Raw genomic sequence first — 17,304 nt, forward strand, 5'->3', positions numbered from 1 at the left:
GATGACGTAACGGGTGTCGATGTTCCGGCCGGACTCGCCGGAACCGCATCATGGAAAAGGGGAGTCGAAAAATGTCTCAATACGCGAAACTCAAGGCGCAGATCGCGGATCTGCAGGCACAGGCGGAAGATGTGCGGCGTCAGGAAGTGGCGGCGGTGATTGCCGACGTCCAGCGAATGATTGCCGAATATGGCCTCACGGCCCAGGACCTGGGCTTCGCGGAACGAGCGCGGCGCGGTCGCCCGCCGAAAAAGGCACCGTTGCCGCCGAAATATCAGGATCCGAAGTCGGGTGCGACCTGGAGTGGCCGCGGCAAGCCGCCGAATTGGATCGTCGGAAAAAACCGCGATCGTTTCCTGATCGAATGACCGGTAAAAAAGAAAGAGCCGCATCGAGGATGCGGCTCTTTGGTTTTAAACGCCGAATTTCGGCGCGAATTTTACAGAATATTTCCGGATGAATTTCGGCGTCAGGCGCTCGCGACCCGGCGCAAGGTCGGCTGTTTTGCCGCCGTGCAAAGCGATTCGTAAGTTTCGACATAACGTCGCGCCATCGCTTTAGCACTGAAGCGCGTGTCGAAACGCGCACGAATCGCGTCGCGCGACAGGCTGTCGATCCGGTGCAGCGCACCCACTGCGCCCTGCACGTCCTCGACGATGAAGCCGGTCAGGCCATCCTCGATCACCTCCGGCACCGAGCCGCGGTTGAACGCCACGACCGGCGTGCCGCAGGCCATCGCCTCGATCATCACCAGGCCGAACGGCTCCGGCCAGTCGATCGGGAACAGCAGCGCCTTCGCACCCGACAGGAACGCGGGTTTCTGCGCCTCATTGATCTCGCCGATGAATTCCACGTGCGCTTCGCCGAGCAGCGGCTCGATCACTTCCTTGAAGTAGTCGGCGTCGGCCTTGTCGACCTTCGCGGCAATCTTCAGCGGCAGCCCGCTTTGTGCGGCGATCCTGATCGCGGTGTCGACACGCTTTTCGGGACAGATCCGGCCGAGGAAGGCCAGATATTCGGGTTTCACGTCGGGCTGCGGCGTGAGCAGCGTGTCGGGCAGCCCGTGATACACGGTGCCGGCCCACGCGGCCTGCGGCAGCGGCTTGCGCTGCGAGTTCGAGATCGACACGACCGGCGATTCCGGGAACGCGTCGAACACCGGCTGCAGTTCCGGCAGGTCGAGCCGGCCGTGCAGCGTCGTCACGTATGGCGTATCGAGACGCGACATCAGCGCGAACGGCAGGTAGTCGAGGTGGAAGTGCAGCACGTCGAATTCGTGCGCGACGCGAGCGACCTGCTCGATGAGCCGCATATGGGGCGCCATCGAATCGCGAATCGACGGGTCGAGCCGCAGTGCGCGCGGCCACGCCGCCTCGAGACGGGCGGACGTGACGGAGTCGCCGCTGGCGAACAGCGTCACGTCGTGGCCAAGCTCGACGAGCGCCTCGGTGAGGTAGGACACGACACGCTCGGTGCCGCCATAGAGTTTCGGCGGGACAGCTTCGTAAAGCGGCGCGATCTGGGCAATACGCATGGGCGTTCTCCAGTGTCGACCAGCATGAGCGCTCGAATGCGTATGCTGGTCCGATGAAAGGGTTGCGGAACTCGCCGACGCATGCTTTCTGCGGTACGTGGCCGGGTCCGTGGCGCGGTGCGCGGGACGCCGGGCGGCAAGCTGCGGGGCGGGCCGGCGCGGCTGACGCCGCCGCCTATTGGAGTCCATTATCGATACCGCCTTCCGGGGTTCGAGTGTTTTTTCAAACACTTAAGGCTTGTTACACGATGAAATACGCGAAAACCCCGATAAAAAGGGCGCAGAAACACGAAGCGGGATGGCCGCAACTATTGTTGCGCTATCGTGAAAAAGCACTATAATTTTTACCGATTCGCTCGCCGGCAGCCTTGCCGGACGGTCTTTTGCCGAATTCGCCCGACGCCGAAACCCATTCGGCCGAATCCGCGCCCCGCATGCCCCTCCGCTTTCTTCCTTTCAATTCGCCTTGTCGGAAAAATTCCTACACGGTTTACAGACAAATCCTGCATGGCATACGCCACTTCGCTGATACCGGCGTAAATGCCGTTTGGCCAAAATTCGCCCTGTAAGACTATAAACGTGCCGACCCGGCGCCGAGGGCGCCCTGATCGAGCAAACGTTTTCATAACACGAAAGGCCAAAGCAAAGTTTTTAACGGGGGAATCATGAGCGCTACCAGCGAAATGCTCAGTGAGATCAAAGAGGTCAACCTGTCGTACCTCCTCCTCGCGCAGCGCCTGCTGCGGGAAGACAAAGCGATGGGCATGTTCCGCATGGGAATCTCGCAGGAACTGGCCGACGTGCTCGCGAACCTCACGCTCGCCCAGACCGTGAAGCTCGCCGCGTCGAACCAGATGCTGTGCCGTTTCCGCTTCGACGATCACGCGTTGCTGTCCTCGCTCGCCGACAAAGGGCGCAGCGATGTGGTCGCGCACGCGCATTCGGCCATCCTGATGGCCGGCCAGCCGGTCGAAAGCATCCGCTGATCCTTCCCCGCCTTGCGGTTCGTCCCGGCGCAGCGCGCCGGCGGGCAGCGTATTGGCCACTCATCCGAACAACGTCAAGCGGACGGTTATTCACCATGGCAAGCAAAAGCGTCGTGATCGAGGTGAAGGAAATCACCCTCGCCATCGAACTGATCGAACTGGGCGCCCGGCTGCAACTGCTGGAGGCGGAGACGAGCCTGTCGCGCGACCGCCTGATCAAGCTGTACAAGGAACTGAAGGGCGTGTCGCCACCCAAGGGGATGCTGCCGTTCTCGACCGACTGGTTCATGACGTGGCAGCCGAACATCCACTCGTCGCTGTTCTACAACATCTACCGGTTCATGCAGGACCACGGTCGCTGCGAGCCGATCCAGTCGATCGTGAAGGCGTACCGGCTATATCTGGAGCACGTGAACCTGTCCGGCGACGAGGCTGCGCTGAGCCTCACGCGCGCGTGGACGCTCGTGCGTTTCTTCGACTCCGGGATGCTGCAGACGACCCCGTGCACGCGCTGCGGCGGTCACTTTGTCGCGCATGCACATGATCCGCATCAAGGTTTCGTCTGCGGCCTGTGCCAGCCGCCGTCGCGCGCGGGCAAGACCCGCAAGGCCGCAGCCGCACGCGCGGAGCTGGCCGCCGCGGCCGCCTGAGCGCCGCCGGGCGCGGGGCGGGCGGAGCCGGGCGGCTCCCGCGCGCCGCGCGAACCGCCCGGGATTGCTGGTAAACACCGCCGCGCCGCCGTCCCACGACCGCCAAAGTTTTCCCGACGACTGCCGTAAACCTGTTTAACGGCGGTCTCCCCGCCGGTCTTTCGTGAGGGACAGGCAGTGCTGATTATCGTGGGAACACTCGTGACGCTGTTGTCCGTCTTCGGCGGTTATGCGCTGGCAGGCGGGCATCTGGGCGCGCTGGTCCAGCCGCTCGAGATCCTGATGATCGTGGGCGCGGGCGTCGGCGCGTTCGTCCTCGGCAACGGCATGAAGACCATCAAGGCGACGCTGCGCGTGCTCCCGACGCTTTTCAAGAGCTCGAAGTACACGAAGGACGTCTATATGGAGCTGATGGCGCTGTTGTACGTCGTGCTCGCGAAGGCGCGCAAGGAAGGCACGCTGACGCTCGAGGCCGACATCGACGATCCGGACAAGAGCCCGATCTTCACGCAATACCCGAAGATCCTCGCCGATCGCCACATCGTCGAATTCCTGACCGACTACCTGCGCCTGATGGTGGGGGGCAACATGAATGCGTTCGAGATCGAGAGCCTGATGGACGAGGAGATCGAGACGCACCACACGGAAGGCGAAGCGCCCGCGCACGCGCTGATGCGCGTCGGCGACGCGATGCCGGCGTTCGGGATCGTCGCGGCCGTGATGGGTGTCGTGCACACGATGGCGTCGGCCGACAAGCCGCCGGCGGTGCTCGGCGCGATGATCGCGCAGGCGCTGGTCGGCACGTTCCTCGGGATCCTGCTGTCGTACGGGCTGATCGGGCCGCTCGCGAGCCTCGCGGAGCAGCGCGTCGCCGAATCGACCAAGATGTTCCAGTGCATCAAGGTGACGATCCTCGCGAGCCTGAACGGCTATGCGCCGGCGATCGCGGTCGAGTTCGGCCGCAAGGTGCTGTTCTCGACCGAGCGTCCGTCGTTTGCCGAGCTCGAAGAGCACGTGCGCCGCGTGAAGGCGAAGTGACACGGAGCGCCCGATGAGCAAGAACACGGATCGCGCGATCGTCGTGAAGAGGGTGGCGCCGCAGAAGAAGGGCCACCACGGTGGCGCGTGGAAGCTCGCGTATGCGGATTTCATGACCGCGATGATGGCGTTCTTCCTGCTGATGTGGCTGCTGGGCTCGGTCACGCCGGTGCAGCTGAAGGGAATCGCCGACTATTTCAACACGCCGCTGAAGGCCGCGTTGTTCGGCAGCGGCGATCGCAGCTCGCAGGAAGCGAGCATCATCAACGGCGGGGGGCGCGACCTGTCGAGCCTCGATGCGGGCACGCTGCGCCGCACGGACGGCACGACGCCGCTTGCGGAGCGCGTCGCGAAGCCGATCGACGAGCAGTCGCACGCGCAGGCGCAGGGTGCGCTCGAGCGGCTCGAGCAGGCGCGCCTGCACGACCTGCAGATCAAGCTGATGGCCGCGATCGAGGCGAACCCGACGCTGCGCCAGTTCAAGCAGCAGATCCGCATCGATTCGACGCTGATGGGCTTGCGCATCGAGATCGTCGATACGCAGAAGCGGCCGATGTTCGCGATGTCGAGCGACCACGTCGAGCCGTACATGCGCGACATCCTGCGCGAGATCGGCAAGACCCTGAACGATGTGCCGAACCGGATCATCGTCCAGGGCCACACCGACGCCGTGCCGTACGCGGGCGGCGAAGGCGGCTACAGCAACTGGGAGTTGTCCGCCGACCGTGCGAACGCGTCGCGCCGCGAGCTGATCGCGGGCGGCATGGACGAGGCGAAGGTGATGCGCGTGCTCGGCCTCGCATCGACGCAGAACCTGAACAAGGCCGATCCGCTCGATCCGGAAAACCGCCGGATCAGCGTGATCGTGCTGAACCGCAAATCCGAAGACGCGCTGATGCGCGACGACCAGACGACCACGACGCTGTCGGCCGACGCGGCGGGCTCGAAGCTGCTGGCGCAGCAGCTCGGCGGCCCGTCGGCGGCGGCGCGACCGGCGCTCGCGAGCGCCGCCGCCGTGGCGCCGAAACCCTGACGTTTCCCAGATTCCGAGACAGACATGATCCGAACCATTCTCGCCATCGACGACTCCGCGACCATGCGTGCGCTGCTGCAGGCGACGCTTGCGCAGGCGGGCTACGACGTGACGGTGGCGCCGGACGGCGAAGCCGGCTTCGACATGGCCGCCACCGTTGCGTACGACCTGGTGCTGACCGACCAGAACATGCCGCGCAAGAACGGGCTCGAAGTGATCACCGCGCTGCGCAAGCTCACCGCGTATGCGGACACGCCGATCCTCGTGCTGACAACCGAGGGCAGCGATGCCTTCAAGAACGCCGCGCGGGACGCGGGCGCGACGGGCTGGATCGAAAAGCCGATCGACCCGGCCGTGCTGGTCGATCTGGTCGCGACGCTCTCCGAGCCGGCGGCTTCCTGACATGAATGCGACGAACCCAACCGGTGACCGGGCATGACTCTCGACATCACGCAGTTCTACCAGACCTTTTTCGACGAAGCGGACGAGCTGCTCGCGCAGATGGAGCAACTGCTGCTGAACCTCGACGTCGGCTCGCCCGACCCCGAGGATCTCGCCGCGATCTTTCGCGCCGCGCATTCGATCAAGGGCGGCGCGGCGACCTTCGGCTTTTCCGCGCTGACCGAGACGACGCACATCCTCGAATCGCTGCTCGACCGCGCGCGCAACCATGAGCTGACGCTGACCAAGGAAATGGTCGACGCATTCCTCGAGACCAAGGACGTGCTGTCCGACCAGCTCGTCGACTATCGGGCGAGCGCCGAGCCGGACGCGGCGGCCGCCGCGGCGATCTGCGCGAAGCTCGAACGGCTGAAGGCCGAGAGCGGCGCGGGCGCATCCGACGCCGCGCCTGTCGCGCCCGCCGTCGCTGCGGCCGCACCGGCGCGTGCACCGGCGCCGGCCGTCACCGGTGGCGCACCCGATCACGTGGTCGAGCAGGCCGTCGCGGCCACGCATCCGGCGGTCGACCTGACCGCTGCCGCCGGCGCCGCCGAAGACGGCCCGCACCTGAAGATCACGCTGAAGGGCGTCGACGCGAAAGACCAGGCGCTGCTCACCGAAGAGCTCGGCAATCTCGGCGTGATCGTCGGCCGCGAGGAAGCGGGTGCCGACCTGACGCTGTGGCTCGAATCGGACGTGCCGTCCGACGACATCGTCGCCGTGTGCTGCTTCGTGATCGACGACAGCCAGATCCGCGTCGCACGCGGCACCGCGCCGGCCGCACCCGCTGCGGCGCCGGCCGCGGCCGAACCCGCCGCGCGGGGCGAGGTGTTCGCGCCGGCCGCTGCCGCGCCGCAATCGCCGGCGCCCGCCGCCCCGGAGCCGGTGCAACCGGCGCCACCGGCTCCGCACGCGGAACCCGCCGCATCGGCCGCCGCGCACCATGACGACAAGCGCGCGCGCCCGGCCGCCGTGGCTGCGTCGGGCGCCGAAGGCAGCTCGATCCGCGTGGGCGTCGAGAAGGTCGACCAGCTGATCAACCTCGTCGGAGAGCTCGTGATCACGCAGGCGATGCTGGCGGAAACGGCCAGCGCGTTCGATCCGGCGCTGCACGATCGCCTGTTCAACGGCATGGCGCAGCTCGAGCGCAACGCGCGCGACCTGCAGGAAGCGGTGATGTCGATCCGGATGATGCCGATGGACTACGTGTTCAGCCGCTTCCCGCGGCTCGTGCGCGACCTCGCCGGCAAGCTCGGCAAGCAGGTCGAGCTCGTCACGTTCGGCCAGGCGACCGAGCTCGACAAGAGCCTGATCGAGCGGATCATCGACCCGCTTACGCACCTCGTGCGCAACAGCCTCGACCACGGGATCGAGACGGTCGACAAGCGCGTGGCTGCCGGCAAGGATGCGGTCGGCCAGCTCGTGCTGTCGGCCGCGCATCACGGCGGCAACATCGTGATCGAGGTCAGCGACGACGGCGCGGGCCTGAACCGCGAACGGATCCTCGCGAAGGCCGCGAAGCAGGGCATGCAGGTGCCCGACAACATGTCCGACGACGAAGTGTGGAACCTGATCTTCGCGCCGGGCTTCTCGACCGCCGAGACGGTGACCGACGTGTCGGGCCGCGGCGTCGGGATGGACGTCGTGAAGCGCAACATCCAGTCGATGGGCGGTCACGTCGAGATCACGTCGCAGGCCGGCCGCGGCACGACCACGCGGATCGTGCTGCCGCTCACGCTCGCGATCCTCGACGGGATGTCGGTGAAGGTCGGCAGCGAGATCTTCATCCTGCCGCTGAACTTCGTGATGGAGTCGCTGCAGCCGTCGATCGACGACATCTACACAGTCGGCAACGGCGAGCGCGTGGTGCGCGTGCGCGGCGAATACCTGCCGCTCGTCGCGCTGCACGAGGTGTTCTCGGTCGAGGGCGCACGCACCGACCCGACCCAGGGGATCGTCACGATCATGGAAACCGAAGGGCGCCGCTTCGCGATGCTGATCGACGAACTGGTCGGCCAGCAGCAGGTGGTCGTGAAGAACCTCGAAACCAACTACCGCAAGGTGCACGGCATCTCGGCGGCGACCATCCTGGGCGACGGCAGCGTCGCGCTGATCGTCGACGTCGCGGCGCTGAACCGCGAAACCCGTGCGACGCACGGCGCCCGAGCCGGCGCCGAGCTCGCGATCTTCTGACTCTCGCCATTCAACCCACTGGGGGCAAACGTGTCTGCTGAAGTCCAAATGATCAATCCGGCCGCGGCGAACGCGGCCAGCAGCCGCCGCGACGCCGGGCAAGGCGATGCGACGGGCCAGGAATTCCTCGTGTTCACGCTCGGCGACGAGGAATACGGGATCGACATCCTGAAGGTGCAGGAAATCCGCGGCTACGAGAGCGTCACGCGCATCGCGAACGCGCCGGATTTCATCAAGGGCGTGATCAACTTGCGCGGCATCATCGTGCCGATCGTCGACATGCGGATCAAGTTCCATCTGGGCCGCGTCGAGTACGACCACCAGACCGTCGTGATCATCCTGAACGTCGCGCATCGCGTGGTCGGGATGGTGGTCGACGGCGTGTCGGACGTGCTCACGCTGCAGGCCGACCAGATCATGCCGGCGCCGGAATTCGGCGCGACGCTGACGACCGAGTACCTGACGGGCCTCGGCACGGTCGACGGCCGGATGCTGATCCTGATGGACATCGAGAAGCTGATGTCGAGCCGGGAAATGGCGTTGATCGAGGCGCTCGGCGCGTAAGCGCGCCGAGCGCGCAGGAACTTCGGGAGAATCCGCAATGTTGCATAACTGGTCGATCCGCACGACGCTCACGGCGGTCGGACTCATCCTCGTGTGCCTGGCTGCCGCGGTCGGCGGGCTCGGCCTCTACGCGCTCAATCATGCGAGCCGCTCGCTCGACGAGATCGCGCACGTCGACCTGCCGGCGATCCACGCGCTCGACGATACGTCGTCGTACCTGCTGCGCGCACGCGTGTCGCTCGACCGCTTCCGTTCGCTGACCGAGGCAGGCAACACGGCCGAGGCCGGCAAGGTGCTCGACCGCGCGCAGGTGCTCTACGCGAAGTCGAACGAGAACTGGCAGACGTTCCAGGCGACACCGAAGCTCGGTGTCGACCAGGCGCTCGTCGACGAGCTTTCGACGCGCTACACGGCGATCGTGAAGGACGGCGTCGAGCCGGAATTCGCGGCCGCGCGCGCGGGCGACATGACCGCGTATCACGCGGTCGCCGACACCAGGATCAGCCCGATGTTCGTCGCCTACGACCAGGCCGCGTCGGCCGTGATCGCGTCGCTGCAAAAGCATGCGAACGAGCGCCAGGCGGCGACGCAGTCGCAGATTTCGCTGATGATCGGCCTGATCGCGGCCGGCATCGCAATCGCGTTCATCGTCGTGATCGCGATCCGCTTCGCGCTGCGCGGGCTGATCGTGAAGCCGCTCGAGGATGCGATCGCGCACTTCGAGCGCATCGCCGGCGGCGACCTCACGCAACCGGTGAACGTGTTCAGCAAGAACGAGATCGGCCGCCTGTTCGGCGGCATCAAGCGGATGCAGGACGCCGTGACGACGATGGTGCAGGCCGTGCATCGCGGCACCGAGTCGATCGACGTGGGCGCGCGCGAGATCTCGACCGGCAACACCGACCTGTCGCAACGTACCGAAGAGCAGGCCGCATCGCTGCAGGAGACCGCGTCGAGCATGGAGCAGCTCACCGGCACCGTGCGGCAGAACGCGGAGAACGCGCGGCAGGCGAGCCAGCTCGCGGTGAACGCGTCCGACATCGCGACGCAGGGCGGCGAGGTGGTCGGCCAGGTCGTGTCGACGATGCAGGACATCGCGGCAAGTTCGGGCAAGGTCGTCGACATCATCGGCACGATCGAGGGCATCGCGTTCCAGACCAATATTCTCGCGCTGAACGCGGCGGTCGAAGCGGCGCGTGCGGGCGAGCAGGGCCGCGGCTTCGCGGTGGTCGCGGGCGAAGTGCGCTCGCTCGCGCAGCGCAGCGCGAGTGCCGCGAAGGAAATCAAGCAGCTGATCGGCGATTCGGCCGAGAAGGTCGAAAGCGGGTCGGCACTCGTCGCGCGCGCCGGCTCGACGATGGACGAGATCGTCCAGGCGGTGCGCCGCGTCACCGACATCATGGGCGAGATCAGCGCCGCGTCGGACGAGCAGTCGACCGGCATCGAGCAGGTCAATCGCGCGGTCGGCCAGATGGATTCGGTCACGCAGCAGAACGCGGCGCTCGTCGAGCAGGCCGCGGCGGCGGCCGCGTCGCTCGAGGAGCAGACGCGCCAGATGAAGTCGGTCGTGTCGAGCTGGCACGTCATCGGCGGCATCGCACTCGCGCCGTCGCGCAGCGCCGTGCGCCCGGCCGCGCGCGAACCGGCCGCGGCGCCTGAGCTGCCGTCGGCAAGCCGTTACGAAACCGCGCCGGCACTGCCGGCACCGCAGGCTGCCGCCCAGCACGCGCGCCGCGCCGCGCCGGCTTCGCCTGCGGCGGGCCCGGCCGCGAGCCACGAACCGAAGCGCGCGGCCGAGAGCGGCGCGCGCGCGCAGAAGGACGCGCCGGCCGCGAGCGGCTACGGCCCCCGCCTGTCGAAGACGGCCGCCGCAGCGGCGCCCAAGGCGGCTGACAAGCCTGCGCTGCTGCGTCCGGCGCTGAACGGTGAGAAGCCTGCGCTGGCAGCTGCCGGCACGTCCGACGACGACTGGGAGACCTTCTAAGTCATGCCGGACGCGCGCGCACAGTTTCGACCCGATGCACCGGACGTCTCGCCTCGCGCGGGCGAACCGGGGCGCGACTTCGCGTTCACCGGCGCGGATTTCGCACGCATCCGCGCGCTGATTCATCAACGCGCGGGGATCTCGCTGTCCGAGCACAAGCGCGACATGGCATACAGCCGTCTCGCGCGCCGGCTGCGCGCACGCGGACTCGACACGTTTCGCGACTACCTCGACCTGCTCGAGCAGGAGAACGATCCGCTCGAGTGGGAGGCGTTCACCAACGCGCTGACGACGAACCTGACCGCGTTCTTCCGCGAGTCGCACCATTTTCCGATCCTCGCGGACTTCGTGAAGGGGCGCGCCGCGCCGGTGTCGGTGTGGTGCTCGGCGGCGTCGACCGGCGAAGAGCCGTATTCGATCGCGATCACGCTGATCGAGGCGCTCGGCGAATCGGCCGCGCGCGGCGCATCGATCCTCGCGACCGACCTCGACACGCAGGTGCTCGCGAAGGCCGAGGCCGGCATCTATACCTACGACCAGGTCAAGCATCTGGCGCCGGAGCGGCTCAAGCGCTTCTTCCTGAAAGGCACCGGCGCGCAGGCCGGCCGCGTGAAGGTGCGCCCGGAGCTGCGTGCGATGATCCGCTTCGAACAACTGAACCTGACCGATGCCGACTACGGGATCGCGAAGCCGTTCGATGCGATCTTCTGCCGCAACGTGATGATCTACTTCGACAAGCCGACGCAAGGGCAGGTGCTGGCGCGCTTCGAGCCGCTCGTGAAGCCGGGCGGGCTGCTGTTCGCCGGTCATTCGGAGAACTTCACGTACGTCACGCAGGCATTCCGGCTGCGCGGGCAGACAGTGTACGAACTGACGCGCGATGCCGTGCCGGGCACGCGGGCGCGCGCGCCCGCCCGCGCCGCGGGCGCCATGCCCGCTTATGGAGGCCGCGGATGAGCGCCTTACCGATCGCGACCAATCGCTACTTCGACAATCACTTCGAACGCCCCGGCGTGAAGTTGCTGCCGAACGAGTTCTACACGACGTCCGAGGACATGGTGCTGATGACCGTGCTCGGCTCGTGCGTCGCCGCTTGCCTGCACGATCCGTTCGCGGGCATCGGCGGGATGAATCACTTCATGTTGCCCGACGACGGCGCCGATGCGGGCGCGGCCGCGTCGGATTCGATGCGCTACGGCGCGTACGCGATGGAAGTGCTGATCAACGAACTGATCAAGGCGGGCGGGCGCCGCGAACGCTTCGAGGCGAAGGTGTTCGGCGGTGCCGCCGTGCTGGCCGGAATGACGACCATCAACATCGGCGATCGCAACGCGGATTTCGTGCGCCGCTATCTCGCGCTGGAGCGCATTCGCATCACCGCGGAGGATCTGCAGGGCGTGCATCCGCGCAAGGTCGCGTTCATGCCGCATACCGGCCGCGCGCTGGTGAAGAAGCTGCGGCTGCAGGTGCCGGGCGTGACCGAGCGCGAAGCCGCGGAGGCCAACCGCGTGCGCGCCGCGCGGACGCGCGCGCACGTCGAGCTGTTCGCGGCGAAGCGGCCGGCCGCGCCGCCGCCGGTGCGGCCGCGCATCGAGCTGTTCGGCGCGCGCGGCGCCGGTGGCGCGCCGGCGACGGGCGGGAATGCCGGCGGCCCGTATGCGGCCAACCTTTCGAGAAAGCAGGAGGCATGACCGCAGTGCAGAAGATCAAAGTGTTGTGCGTCGACGACTCGGCGCTGATTCGCAGCCTGATGACGGAGATCATCAACAGCCAGCCCGACATGACGGTGTGCGCGACCGCACCCGACCCGCTGGTCGCGCGCGAGCTCATCAAGCAGCACAACCCGGACGTGCTCACGCTGGACGTCGAAATGCCGCGCATGGACGGGCTCGACTTCCTCGAGAAGCTGATGCGGCTGCGGCCGATGCCGGTCGTGATGGTGTCGTCGCTGACCGAGCGCGGCTCGGAGATCACGCTGCGCGCGCTCGAACTTGGCGCGGTGGATTTCGTGACGAAGCCGCGCGTCGGGATCCGCGACGGCATGCTCGAATACGCGGAAAAGCTCGCCGACAAGATCCGCGCGGCGTCGCGCGCCCGCGTGCGGCAGGCGCCGCAGCCGCAGGCCGCCGCGCGCGCGGCGGGCGGCCCGTCGGCCGCGCCGATGATCAACAACCCGCTCGTCAGTACCGAGAAGCTGATCATCATCGGCGCATCGACGGGCGGCACCGAGGCGATCCGCGAAGTGCTGACGCCGCTGCCGCCGGACGCGCCGGCGGTGCTGATCGCGCAGCACATGCCGCCGGGCTTCACGAAATCGTTCGCGCAGCGGCTGAACGGCCTGTGCCGGATCGCGGTGAAGGAAGCCGAGCACGGCGAGCGCGTGCTGCCGGGCCATGCGTACATCGCGCCCGGCCATGCGCACCTGCTGCTCGCGCGCAGCGGTGCGAACTACATCGCGCAGTTGTCGGAGGAACCGCCGGTGAACCGTCACCGGCCGTCGGTCGACGTGCTGTTCCGCTCGGCGGCGCAGCACGCCGGCAAGAACGCGATCGGTGTGATCCTCACGGGGATGGGGCGCGACGGCGCGGCCGGGCTGCTCGACATGAAGCGCGCGGGCGCGCACACGTTCGCGCAGGACGAGGCGAGCTGCATCGTGTTCGGCATGCCGCGCGAGGCGATCGCGCTCGGCGGCGCGGAAGAGGTGGCGCCGCTTGCGGAGATGAGCCGGCGCGTGATGGCGCGCCTCGCGACGATGGGCGACCGCGTACAGCGTGTCTGAATGAAATGTCACGGGGCGCGTGCAAGGTTGCGTGGCCCGACGGTAACGAATCTGCAAAGGAACGACGATGGACAAGAGCATGAAAATCCTGGTGGTGGACGATTTCCCGACGATGCGCCGGATCGTCCGCAACCTGCTCAAGGAACTGGGCTACGCGAACGTCGACGAAGCCGAGGACGGCGCGGCCGGCCTCGCGCGTCTGCGCGGCGGCGGCTTCGACTTCGTGATTTCGGACTGGAACATGCCGAACCTCGACGGTCTCGCGATGCTGAAGGAAATCCGCGGGGATGCGGCGCTTTCGCACCTGCCGGTGCTGATGGTCACGGCCGAGTCGAAGAAGGAGAACATCATCGCGGCCGCGCAGGCAGGCGCGAGCGGCTACGTCGTGAAGCCGTTCACGGCCGCGACGCTCGACGAGAAGCTGAACAAGATCATCGACAAGATGGCGAAGGCCGGGAGCTGACGTGAACGAGCCGATTCATGCGGCGCTCGCCGGCGCGGGGTTCAACGCCGACAGCCACGCCGAAGGCGCCGATCTCGCGAGCGACCGCATCCTCGCGCGCATCGGCCAGCTTACGCGTACGCTGCGCGATTCGATGCGCGAGCTCGGGCTCGACAAGCATGTCGAGCGCGCGGCCGAAGCCGTGCCCGACGCGCGCGACCGGCTGCGCTACGTCGCGACGATGACCGAGCAGGCGGCCGAGCGCGTGCTGAACGCGATCGAGATCGCGAAGCCCGTGCAAGAGCGCATCCAGAACGAGGCCGAGGCGCTCGACGCGCGCTGGGCGCAGTGGTACGCGGCGCCGATCGAGCACGCGGAAGTGCGCGAGCTGATGGGCGACACGCGCGCGTTCCTGCACGGTTTGCCCGAAGCGACGTCCGCGACCAGCGCGCAACTGCTCGAGATCATGCTCGCACAGGATTTCCAGGATCTGACCGGGCAGGTGATCAAGAAGATCATGGACATGGTCTACCTGATCGAGCAGCAACTGCTCACCGTGCTCGTCGAGAACATCGCGCCCGAGCGGCGCGAGCAGTTCGCGGCGACCGCGGCCGCGTTCGCGGCCGAGCACGTGAGCACGACCGGCAGTCCCGAGTCGCTGCTGAACGGGCCGCAGGTCGCGCCCGAAGGCAAGTCCGACGTGGTGCAGGACCAGGCGCAGGTCGACGACCTGCTCGCGAGCCTGGGCTTCTGACTCTGCGGCGTCGCGCCGGTCCGTCCCTGTCGTGGCGCGGCCCGGTGCACATGGCTTCCACGTCCCCCCGGGTCTGCCGCGAGCGGGCCGCGCTGCGTCGATTTGACACTCCGGCGCACTCCGCAGGCATACTACGCGTCAGCAGCAACGAAGCGTCATTCGTACGACTTTCATTGGTTGACCTGCGGCGCCGAGCTTGACAGCGGGGCCGACGGCAACGAAGCCAGTCCCTTTGGGGGGGAACGTGAAGCTGAAACGCTTGGGCTGGACCGCCGCGCATGCGGCGGTTGCAATGGGTGTGCTGTGGACCGTCCACGCACAGGCCGAACTGGGCGGCGCGCCGATGTCGCCGCCGGCGGACGATCACGCGGCCACCGTGCGCGCGCTGCAGCGCGCGATGCGCTCGGCCGACGGCGCGCAGGCGAGCGCGGCCGCCTATACCGTGCGCGAGATCGCGCTCGGATCGGGCACCGTCATCCACGAATACACGTCCACGGCCGGCACCGTGTTCGGCCTCGCGTGGCGCGGGCCGACGATGCCGGATCTGGCGTCGCTCCTCGGCAGCTATTTCCCGCAGTACACCGCCGGCGTCCAGGCGGCCCACGCCGCGCGCGGCTGGCGCGCACCGGTGTCCGTCGACACGAGCAACCTCGTGATCCGCACGGGCGGCCACATGGGCGCGTTCGCGGGCCAGGCATGGCTGCCGGCGGCGCTGCCTGCCGGGCTGACCGGCACCGACATCCAGTGACAGCGGGAGAGCGACCTTGAGAATTCCTCGTACATTCAAGCGCTGGCTCGGCCTGCTGAGCCTGGCTGCCGCGACGGCCGCGCTCGTGACGGCATGCGGCGGCGGCGACGGCGGCGACAACAACGGTAACAACGGTAATAGCGGCGGCAACCCCGGTGTATCGGACGGCAACACCGCCAATACGGCCGCGATCACCGTCGGCACCGGCGTCGCGCGCGTGATCAACATCCCGACCGTCAACGTGAAGATCTGCGTGCCCGGCACGTCGAACTGCCAGGTGGTCAACAACGTGCTCGTCGACACGGCGTCGTACGGGCTGCGGCTGGTCGGCAGCGCCGTGTCGAGCGTGCTCGGCAACCTGCCGCAGGTGACGAGCGGCGGCGCGCCGGTCGCCGAATGCGGCAAGTTCGTGTCCAGCTACACATGGGGCACGGTGCGTACCGTCGACCTGACGATCGGCTCGGAGCAGGCGAGCTCGCTGCCGGTGCAGATCATCGGCGACCTCGGCACGACCGGCGTACCGAGCTCGTGCATTAACGGCGGGACGTCGGCGAACTCGGCCAATGATCTCGGCGCGAACGGCATTCTCGGCATCGGGCCGGCGCCGGTGGACTGCGGCACGAACTGCGCGACGTCGACGTCGGCGACCTACAACAACTACTATGCGTGCCCGAACGGCAATTCGAGCTGTGCTGTCGCGCTGGTGCCGATTACGCAGCAGGTGGCCAACCCGGTCCATCGTTTCGCGACGGACAACAACGGCGTGATCGTGCAGATGCCGAGCATTTCCAACAGCGGGCAGAGCAGCGCGACCGGCCAGCTGACGTTCGGGATCGGCACGCAGAGCAACAACGCGCTCGCCGCGTCGACGGTGATGACGTCGACGACGACGGGCGACGTGAGCGCGACGTTCCTCGGCGGCAGCGCGACCGCGTTCTTCGATACGGGCTCGAACGCGTATTTCTTCAACGACTCGTCGCAGACGATGTGCTCGACCAACCCGCAGTTCTACTGCCCGTCGTCGACGGCGACTTACACGGCGACGCTGACCGGCCAGAACGGGACCACGGGCGGCGTGTCGATGTCGATCCAGAACGCCGATTCGCTGTTCGCGAACCCGTCGACGTTCGCGTTCAACGACATCGCCGGCCCGTTCGGCGCATCGGGATGGCTCGATCTCGGCATGCCGCACTTCTACGGCAAGACGATCTACTTCGGGATGGACAAGACCGCGAGCGGCGGCGCGGCACCCTACGTCGCGTTCTGATCGCGCACGCGGCACCGCAGCAAAAGGGGGCGAGCGATCGCCCTTTTTTTTATCCCCGGGGCGGCCTCGCGCGGCGTGAGGATCCAGCGCCCACGATATGAGGCCAGGCACGGATGCCCACAAGACATCGAGGAGGCAGCATCATGAGCCAGCGCTTTCAACGCATCACGCCGTTCCTTTGGTTCGACCGCGACGCCGAGGCCGCCGCCAACTTCTACGTCTCGGTGTTCGACGACGCACGCATCGTGCACGTCGCGCGCTACGGCAAGGCCGGTGCCCAGGTGTCCGGGCATGCCGAGGGCGCGGTGATGACCGTATCGTTCGAGCTCGACGGGGTGGCGTTCCTCGCGCTGAACGGCGGCCCGGCGTTTCCGCTCACGCCGGCCGTGTCGTTCGTGGTGAACTGCCGCGACCAGCGCGAGATCGACCGCTACTGGGCGGCGCTGTCCGAAGGCGGCGACGAGCGCGCGCAGCAGTGCGGCTGGCTGCGCGACCGCTTCGGCGTGTCGTGGCCGGTCGTGCCGGTGCAGATGTCCGGGTTGATGACGGGCGACCCGGCGCGCGCCGAGGGCGTGATGGCGCAGGTGATGAAGATCCGGCTCGATCTCGGGCTGCTGCAGCAGGCGGCGGCCGGGTAGAACCGCGCCCGCATGCCGGCCTCGCGTGGCCATGCGGGCCGGCGCCCTGGCGTGCGGCGCTGCCGCCTCCGTGGGCAGCTTGCCTCATCGCTTCAGCTCAGGGCGAATCCGCCGCATCGCCGCTTCCCTCCCTTCCTCCGTCGACGCCTTCACCGCCCCCACCCCCGCCGCGTTGCCGTTCGTCCCCTGATTGCCCCCGCCACAAGCCGTCCGATTCCCCGAAATACCCCCCTTTCCGGCTTTGCTCGACCGA

Annotated in this window: 18 protein-coding genes; 17 read left to right on the plus strand and 1 reads right to left on the minus strand. The window is 67.4% G+C overall.

Going from position 1 to position 17,304, the window contains the following annotated elements; all coding sequences use genetic code 11:
- Nucleotides 1-71 precede the first annotated feature (71 nt).
- Entirely contained in the window at nucleotides 72-368 is a 297-nt protein-coding gene (locus J7024_RS01945; RefSeq protein ID WP_124828854.1) for an H-NS histone family protein, read from the plus strand.
- 101 nt (nucleotides 369-469) lie between these two features.
- Here J7024_RS01945 and J7024_RS01950 read toward each other — a convergent pair whose 3' ends face one another.
- Nucleotides 470-1,534 (minus strand): glycosyltransferase family 4 protein, encoded by a 1,065-nt coding sequence (locus J7024_RS01950; RefSeq protein WP_234744762.1) that lies wholly within the window; start codon nucleotides 1,532-1,534, stop codon nucleotides 470-472.
- 665 nt (nucleotides 1,535-2,199) lie between these two features.
- Between J7024_RS01950 and flhD the strand changes: the two genes are divergently transcribed.
- From flhD to J7024_RS02030, 16 genes are all read left to right on the plus strand, one after another.
- Nucleotides 2,200-2,520 carry a flagellar transcriptional regulator FlhD gene (flhD, locus tag J7024_RS01955; RefSeq protein WP_098550089.1) on the plus strand — a complete coding sequence of 107 codons (321 nt, stop codon included), beginning with the start codon at nucleotides 2,200-2,202 and terminating at the stop codon, nucleotides 2,518-2,520.
- A gap of 95 nt (nucleotides 2,521-2,615) precedes the next feature.
- Nucleotides 2,616-3,170, plus strand: a complete 555-nt coding sequence (gene flhC / locus J7024_RS01960) for a flagellar transcriptional regulator FlhC (RefSeq protein WP_057930165.1) — start codon at nucleotides 2,616-2,618, stop codon at nucleotides 3,168-3,170.
- A 177-nt stretch (nucleotides 3,171-3,347) separates the two neighbouring features.
- Complete coding sequence (gene motA / locus J7024_RS01965) at nucleotides 3,348-4,208, plus strand: flagellar motor stator protein MotA (RefSeq protein WP_124828793.1); 861 nt, start codon at nucleotides 3,348-3,350, stop codon at nucleotides 4,206-4,208.
- Nucleotides 4,209-4,221: 13 nt separating this feature from the next.
- Nucleotides 4,222-5,241, plus strand: a complete 1,020-nt coding sequence (gene motB / locus J7024_RS01970; protein ID WP_124828792.1) for a flagellar motor protein MotB — start codon at nucleotides 4,222-4,224, stop codon at nucleotides 5,239-5,241.
- Nucleotides 5,242-5,265: 24 nt separating this feature from the next.
- Nucleotides 5,266-5,643: a response regulator gene (locus tag J7024_RS01975; protein WP_124828791.1), complete on the plus strand. Its 378-nt coding sequence runs from the start codon at nucleotides 5,266-5,268 to the stop codon at nucleotides 5,641-5,643.
- A gap of 33 nt (nucleotides 5,644-5,676) precedes the next feature.
- Nucleotides 5,677-7,875 (plus strand): chemotaxis protein CheA, encoded by a 2,199-nt coding sequence (gene cheA / locus J7024_RS01980; protein ID WP_175761651.1) that lies wholly within the window; start codon nucleotides 5,677-5,679, stop codon nucleotides 7,873-7,875.
- A 48-nt stretch (nucleotides 7,876-7,923) separates the two neighbouring features.
- Nucleotides 7,924-8,439 carry a chemotaxis protein CheW gene (gene cheW, locus J7024_RS01985; RefSeq protein WP_124828789.1) on the plus strand — a complete coding sequence of 172 codons (516 nt, stop codon included), beginning with the start codon at nucleotides 7,924-7,926 and terminating at the stop codon, nucleotides 8,437-8,439.
- Between the two features lie 37 nt (nucleotides 8,440-8,476).
- Nucleotides 8,477-10,423, plus strand: coding sequence for a methyl-accepting chemotaxis protein (locus tag J7024_RS01990; protein WP_124828788.1), 1,947 nt, complete (start codon nucleotides 8,477-8,479; stop codon nucleotides 10,421-10,423).
- Between the two features lie 3 nt (nucleotides 10,424-10,426).
- Nucleotides 10,427-11,380, plus strand: coding sequence for a CheR family methyltransferase (locus J7024_RS01995; RefSeq protein ID WP_175770506.1), 954 nt, complete (start codon nucleotides 10,427-10,429; stop codon nucleotides 11,378-11,380).
- Nucleotides 11,377-12,114 carry a chemoreceptor glutamine deamidase CheD gene (cheD, locus tag J7024_RS02000; RefSeq protein WP_124828786.1) on the plus strand — a complete coding sequence of 246 codons (738 nt, stop codon included), beginning with the start codon at nucleotides 11,377-11,379 and terminating at the stop codon, nucleotides 12,112-12,114. Before J7024_RS01995 ends, cheD begins: the two co-directional genes overlap by 4 nt.
- Complete coding sequence (locus tag J7024_RS02005) at nucleotides 12,111-13,202, plus strand: protein-glutamate methylesterase/protein-glutamine glutaminase (protein ID WP_124828785.1); 1,092 nt, start codon at nucleotides 12,111-12,113, stop codon at nucleotides 13,200-13,202. The genes cheD and J7024_RS02005 overlap by 4 nt, the downstream gene beginning before the upstream one ends.
- 67 nt (nucleotides 13,203-13,269) lie before the next feature.
- Entirely contained in the window at nucleotides 13,270-13,665 is a 396-nt protein-coding gene (cheY, locus tag J7024_RS02010) for a chemotaxis response regulator CheY (protein WP_124828784.1), read from the plus strand.
- Nucleotide 13,666: 1 nt separating this feature from the next.
- The gene (gene cheZ / locus J7024_RS02015) at nucleotides 13,667-14,398 is read left to right on the plus strand and encodes a protein phosphatase CheZ (RefSeq protein ID WP_124828783.1); all 732 of its coding nucleotides are present in this window, start codon (nucleotides 13,667-13,669) and stop codon (nucleotides 14,396-14,398) included.
- A gap of 244 nt (nucleotides 14,399-14,642) precedes the next feature.
- Complete coding sequence (locus J7024_RS02020; RefSeq protein ID WP_124828782.1) at nucleotides 14,643-15,146, plus strand: DUF2844 domain-containing protein; 504 nt, start codon at nucleotides 14,643-14,645, stop codon at nucleotides 15,144-15,146.
- Nucleotides 15,147-15,162: 16 nt separating this feature from the next.
- On the plus strand, nucleotides 15,163-16,413 hold the full coding sequence (locus tag J7024_RS02025; protein WP_175751690.1) for a DUF3443 domain-containing protein: 1,251 nt from the start codon (nucleotides 15,163-15,165) through the stop codon (nucleotides 16,411-16,413).
- 143 nt (nucleotides 16,414-16,556) lie between these two features.
- A complete protein-coding gene (locus tag J7024_RS02030; protein ID WP_234744763.1) occupies nucleotides 16,557-17,051 on the plus strand; it encodes a VOC family protein in 495 nt (164 codons plus the stop codon).
- Nucleotides 17,052-17,304 lie beyond the last annotated feature (253 nt).

The sequence above is a fragment of the Burkholderia sp. WTPI3 genome, assembly GCF_021483755.1.
Taxonomy (GTDB): domain Bacteria; phylum Pseudomonadota; class Gammaproteobacteria; order Burkholderiales; family Burkholderiaceae; genus Burkholderia.

Coding starts and splice junctions, on each gene's coding strand:
- J7024_RS01945 (WP_124828854.1), top strand. CDS start 72: ATGTCTCAATACGCGAAACTCAAGGCGCAGATCGCGGATCTGCAGGCA.
- J7024_RS01950 (WP_234744762.1), bottom strand. CDS start 1,534: ATGCGTATTGCCCAGATCGCGCCGCTTTACGAAGCTGTCCCGCCGAAA.
- flhD (WP_098550089.1), top strand. CDS start 2,200: ATGAGCGCTACCAGCGAAATGCTCAGTGAGATCAAAGAGGTCAACCTG.
- flhC (WP_057930165.1), top strand. CDS start 2,616: ATGGCAAGCAAAAGCGTCGTGATCGAGGTGAAGGAAATCACCCTCGCC.
- motB (WP_124828792.1), top strand. CDS start 4,222: ATGAGCAAGAACACGGATCGCGCGATCGTCGTGAAGAGGGTGGCGCCG.
- J7024_RS01975 (WP_124828791.1), top strand. CDS start 5,266: ATGATCCGAACCATTCTCGCCATCGACGACTCCGCGACCATGCGTGCG.
- cheA (WP_175761651.1), top strand. CDS start 5,677: ATGACTCTCGACATCACGCAGTTCTACCAGACCTTTTTCGACGAAGCG.
- cheW (WP_124828789.1), top strand. CDS start 7,924: ATGATCAATCCGGCCGCGGCGAACGCGGCCAGCAGCCGCCGCGACGCC.
- J7024_RS01990 (WP_124828788.1), top strand. CDS start 8,477: ATGTTGCATAACTGGTCGATCCGCACGACGCTCACGGCGGTCGGACTC.
- J7024_RS01995 (WP_175770506.1), top strand. CDS start 10,427: ATGCCGGACGCGCGCGCACAGTTTCGACCCGATGCACCGGACGTCTCG.
- cheD (WP_124828786.1), top strand. CDS start 11,377: ATGAGCGCCTTACCGATCGCGACCAATCGCTACTTCGACAATCACTTC.
- J7024_RS02005 (WP_124828785.1), top strand. CDS start 12,111: ATGACCGCAGTGCAGAAGATCAAAGTGTTGTGCGTCGACGACTCGGCG.
- cheY (WP_124828784.1), top strand. CDS start 13,270: ATGGACAAGAGCATGAAAATCCTGGTGGTGGACGATTTCCCGACGATG.
- J7024_RS02030 (WP_234744763.1), top strand. CDS start 16,557: ATGAGCCAGCGCTTTCAACGCATCACGCCGTTCCTTTGGTTCGACCGC.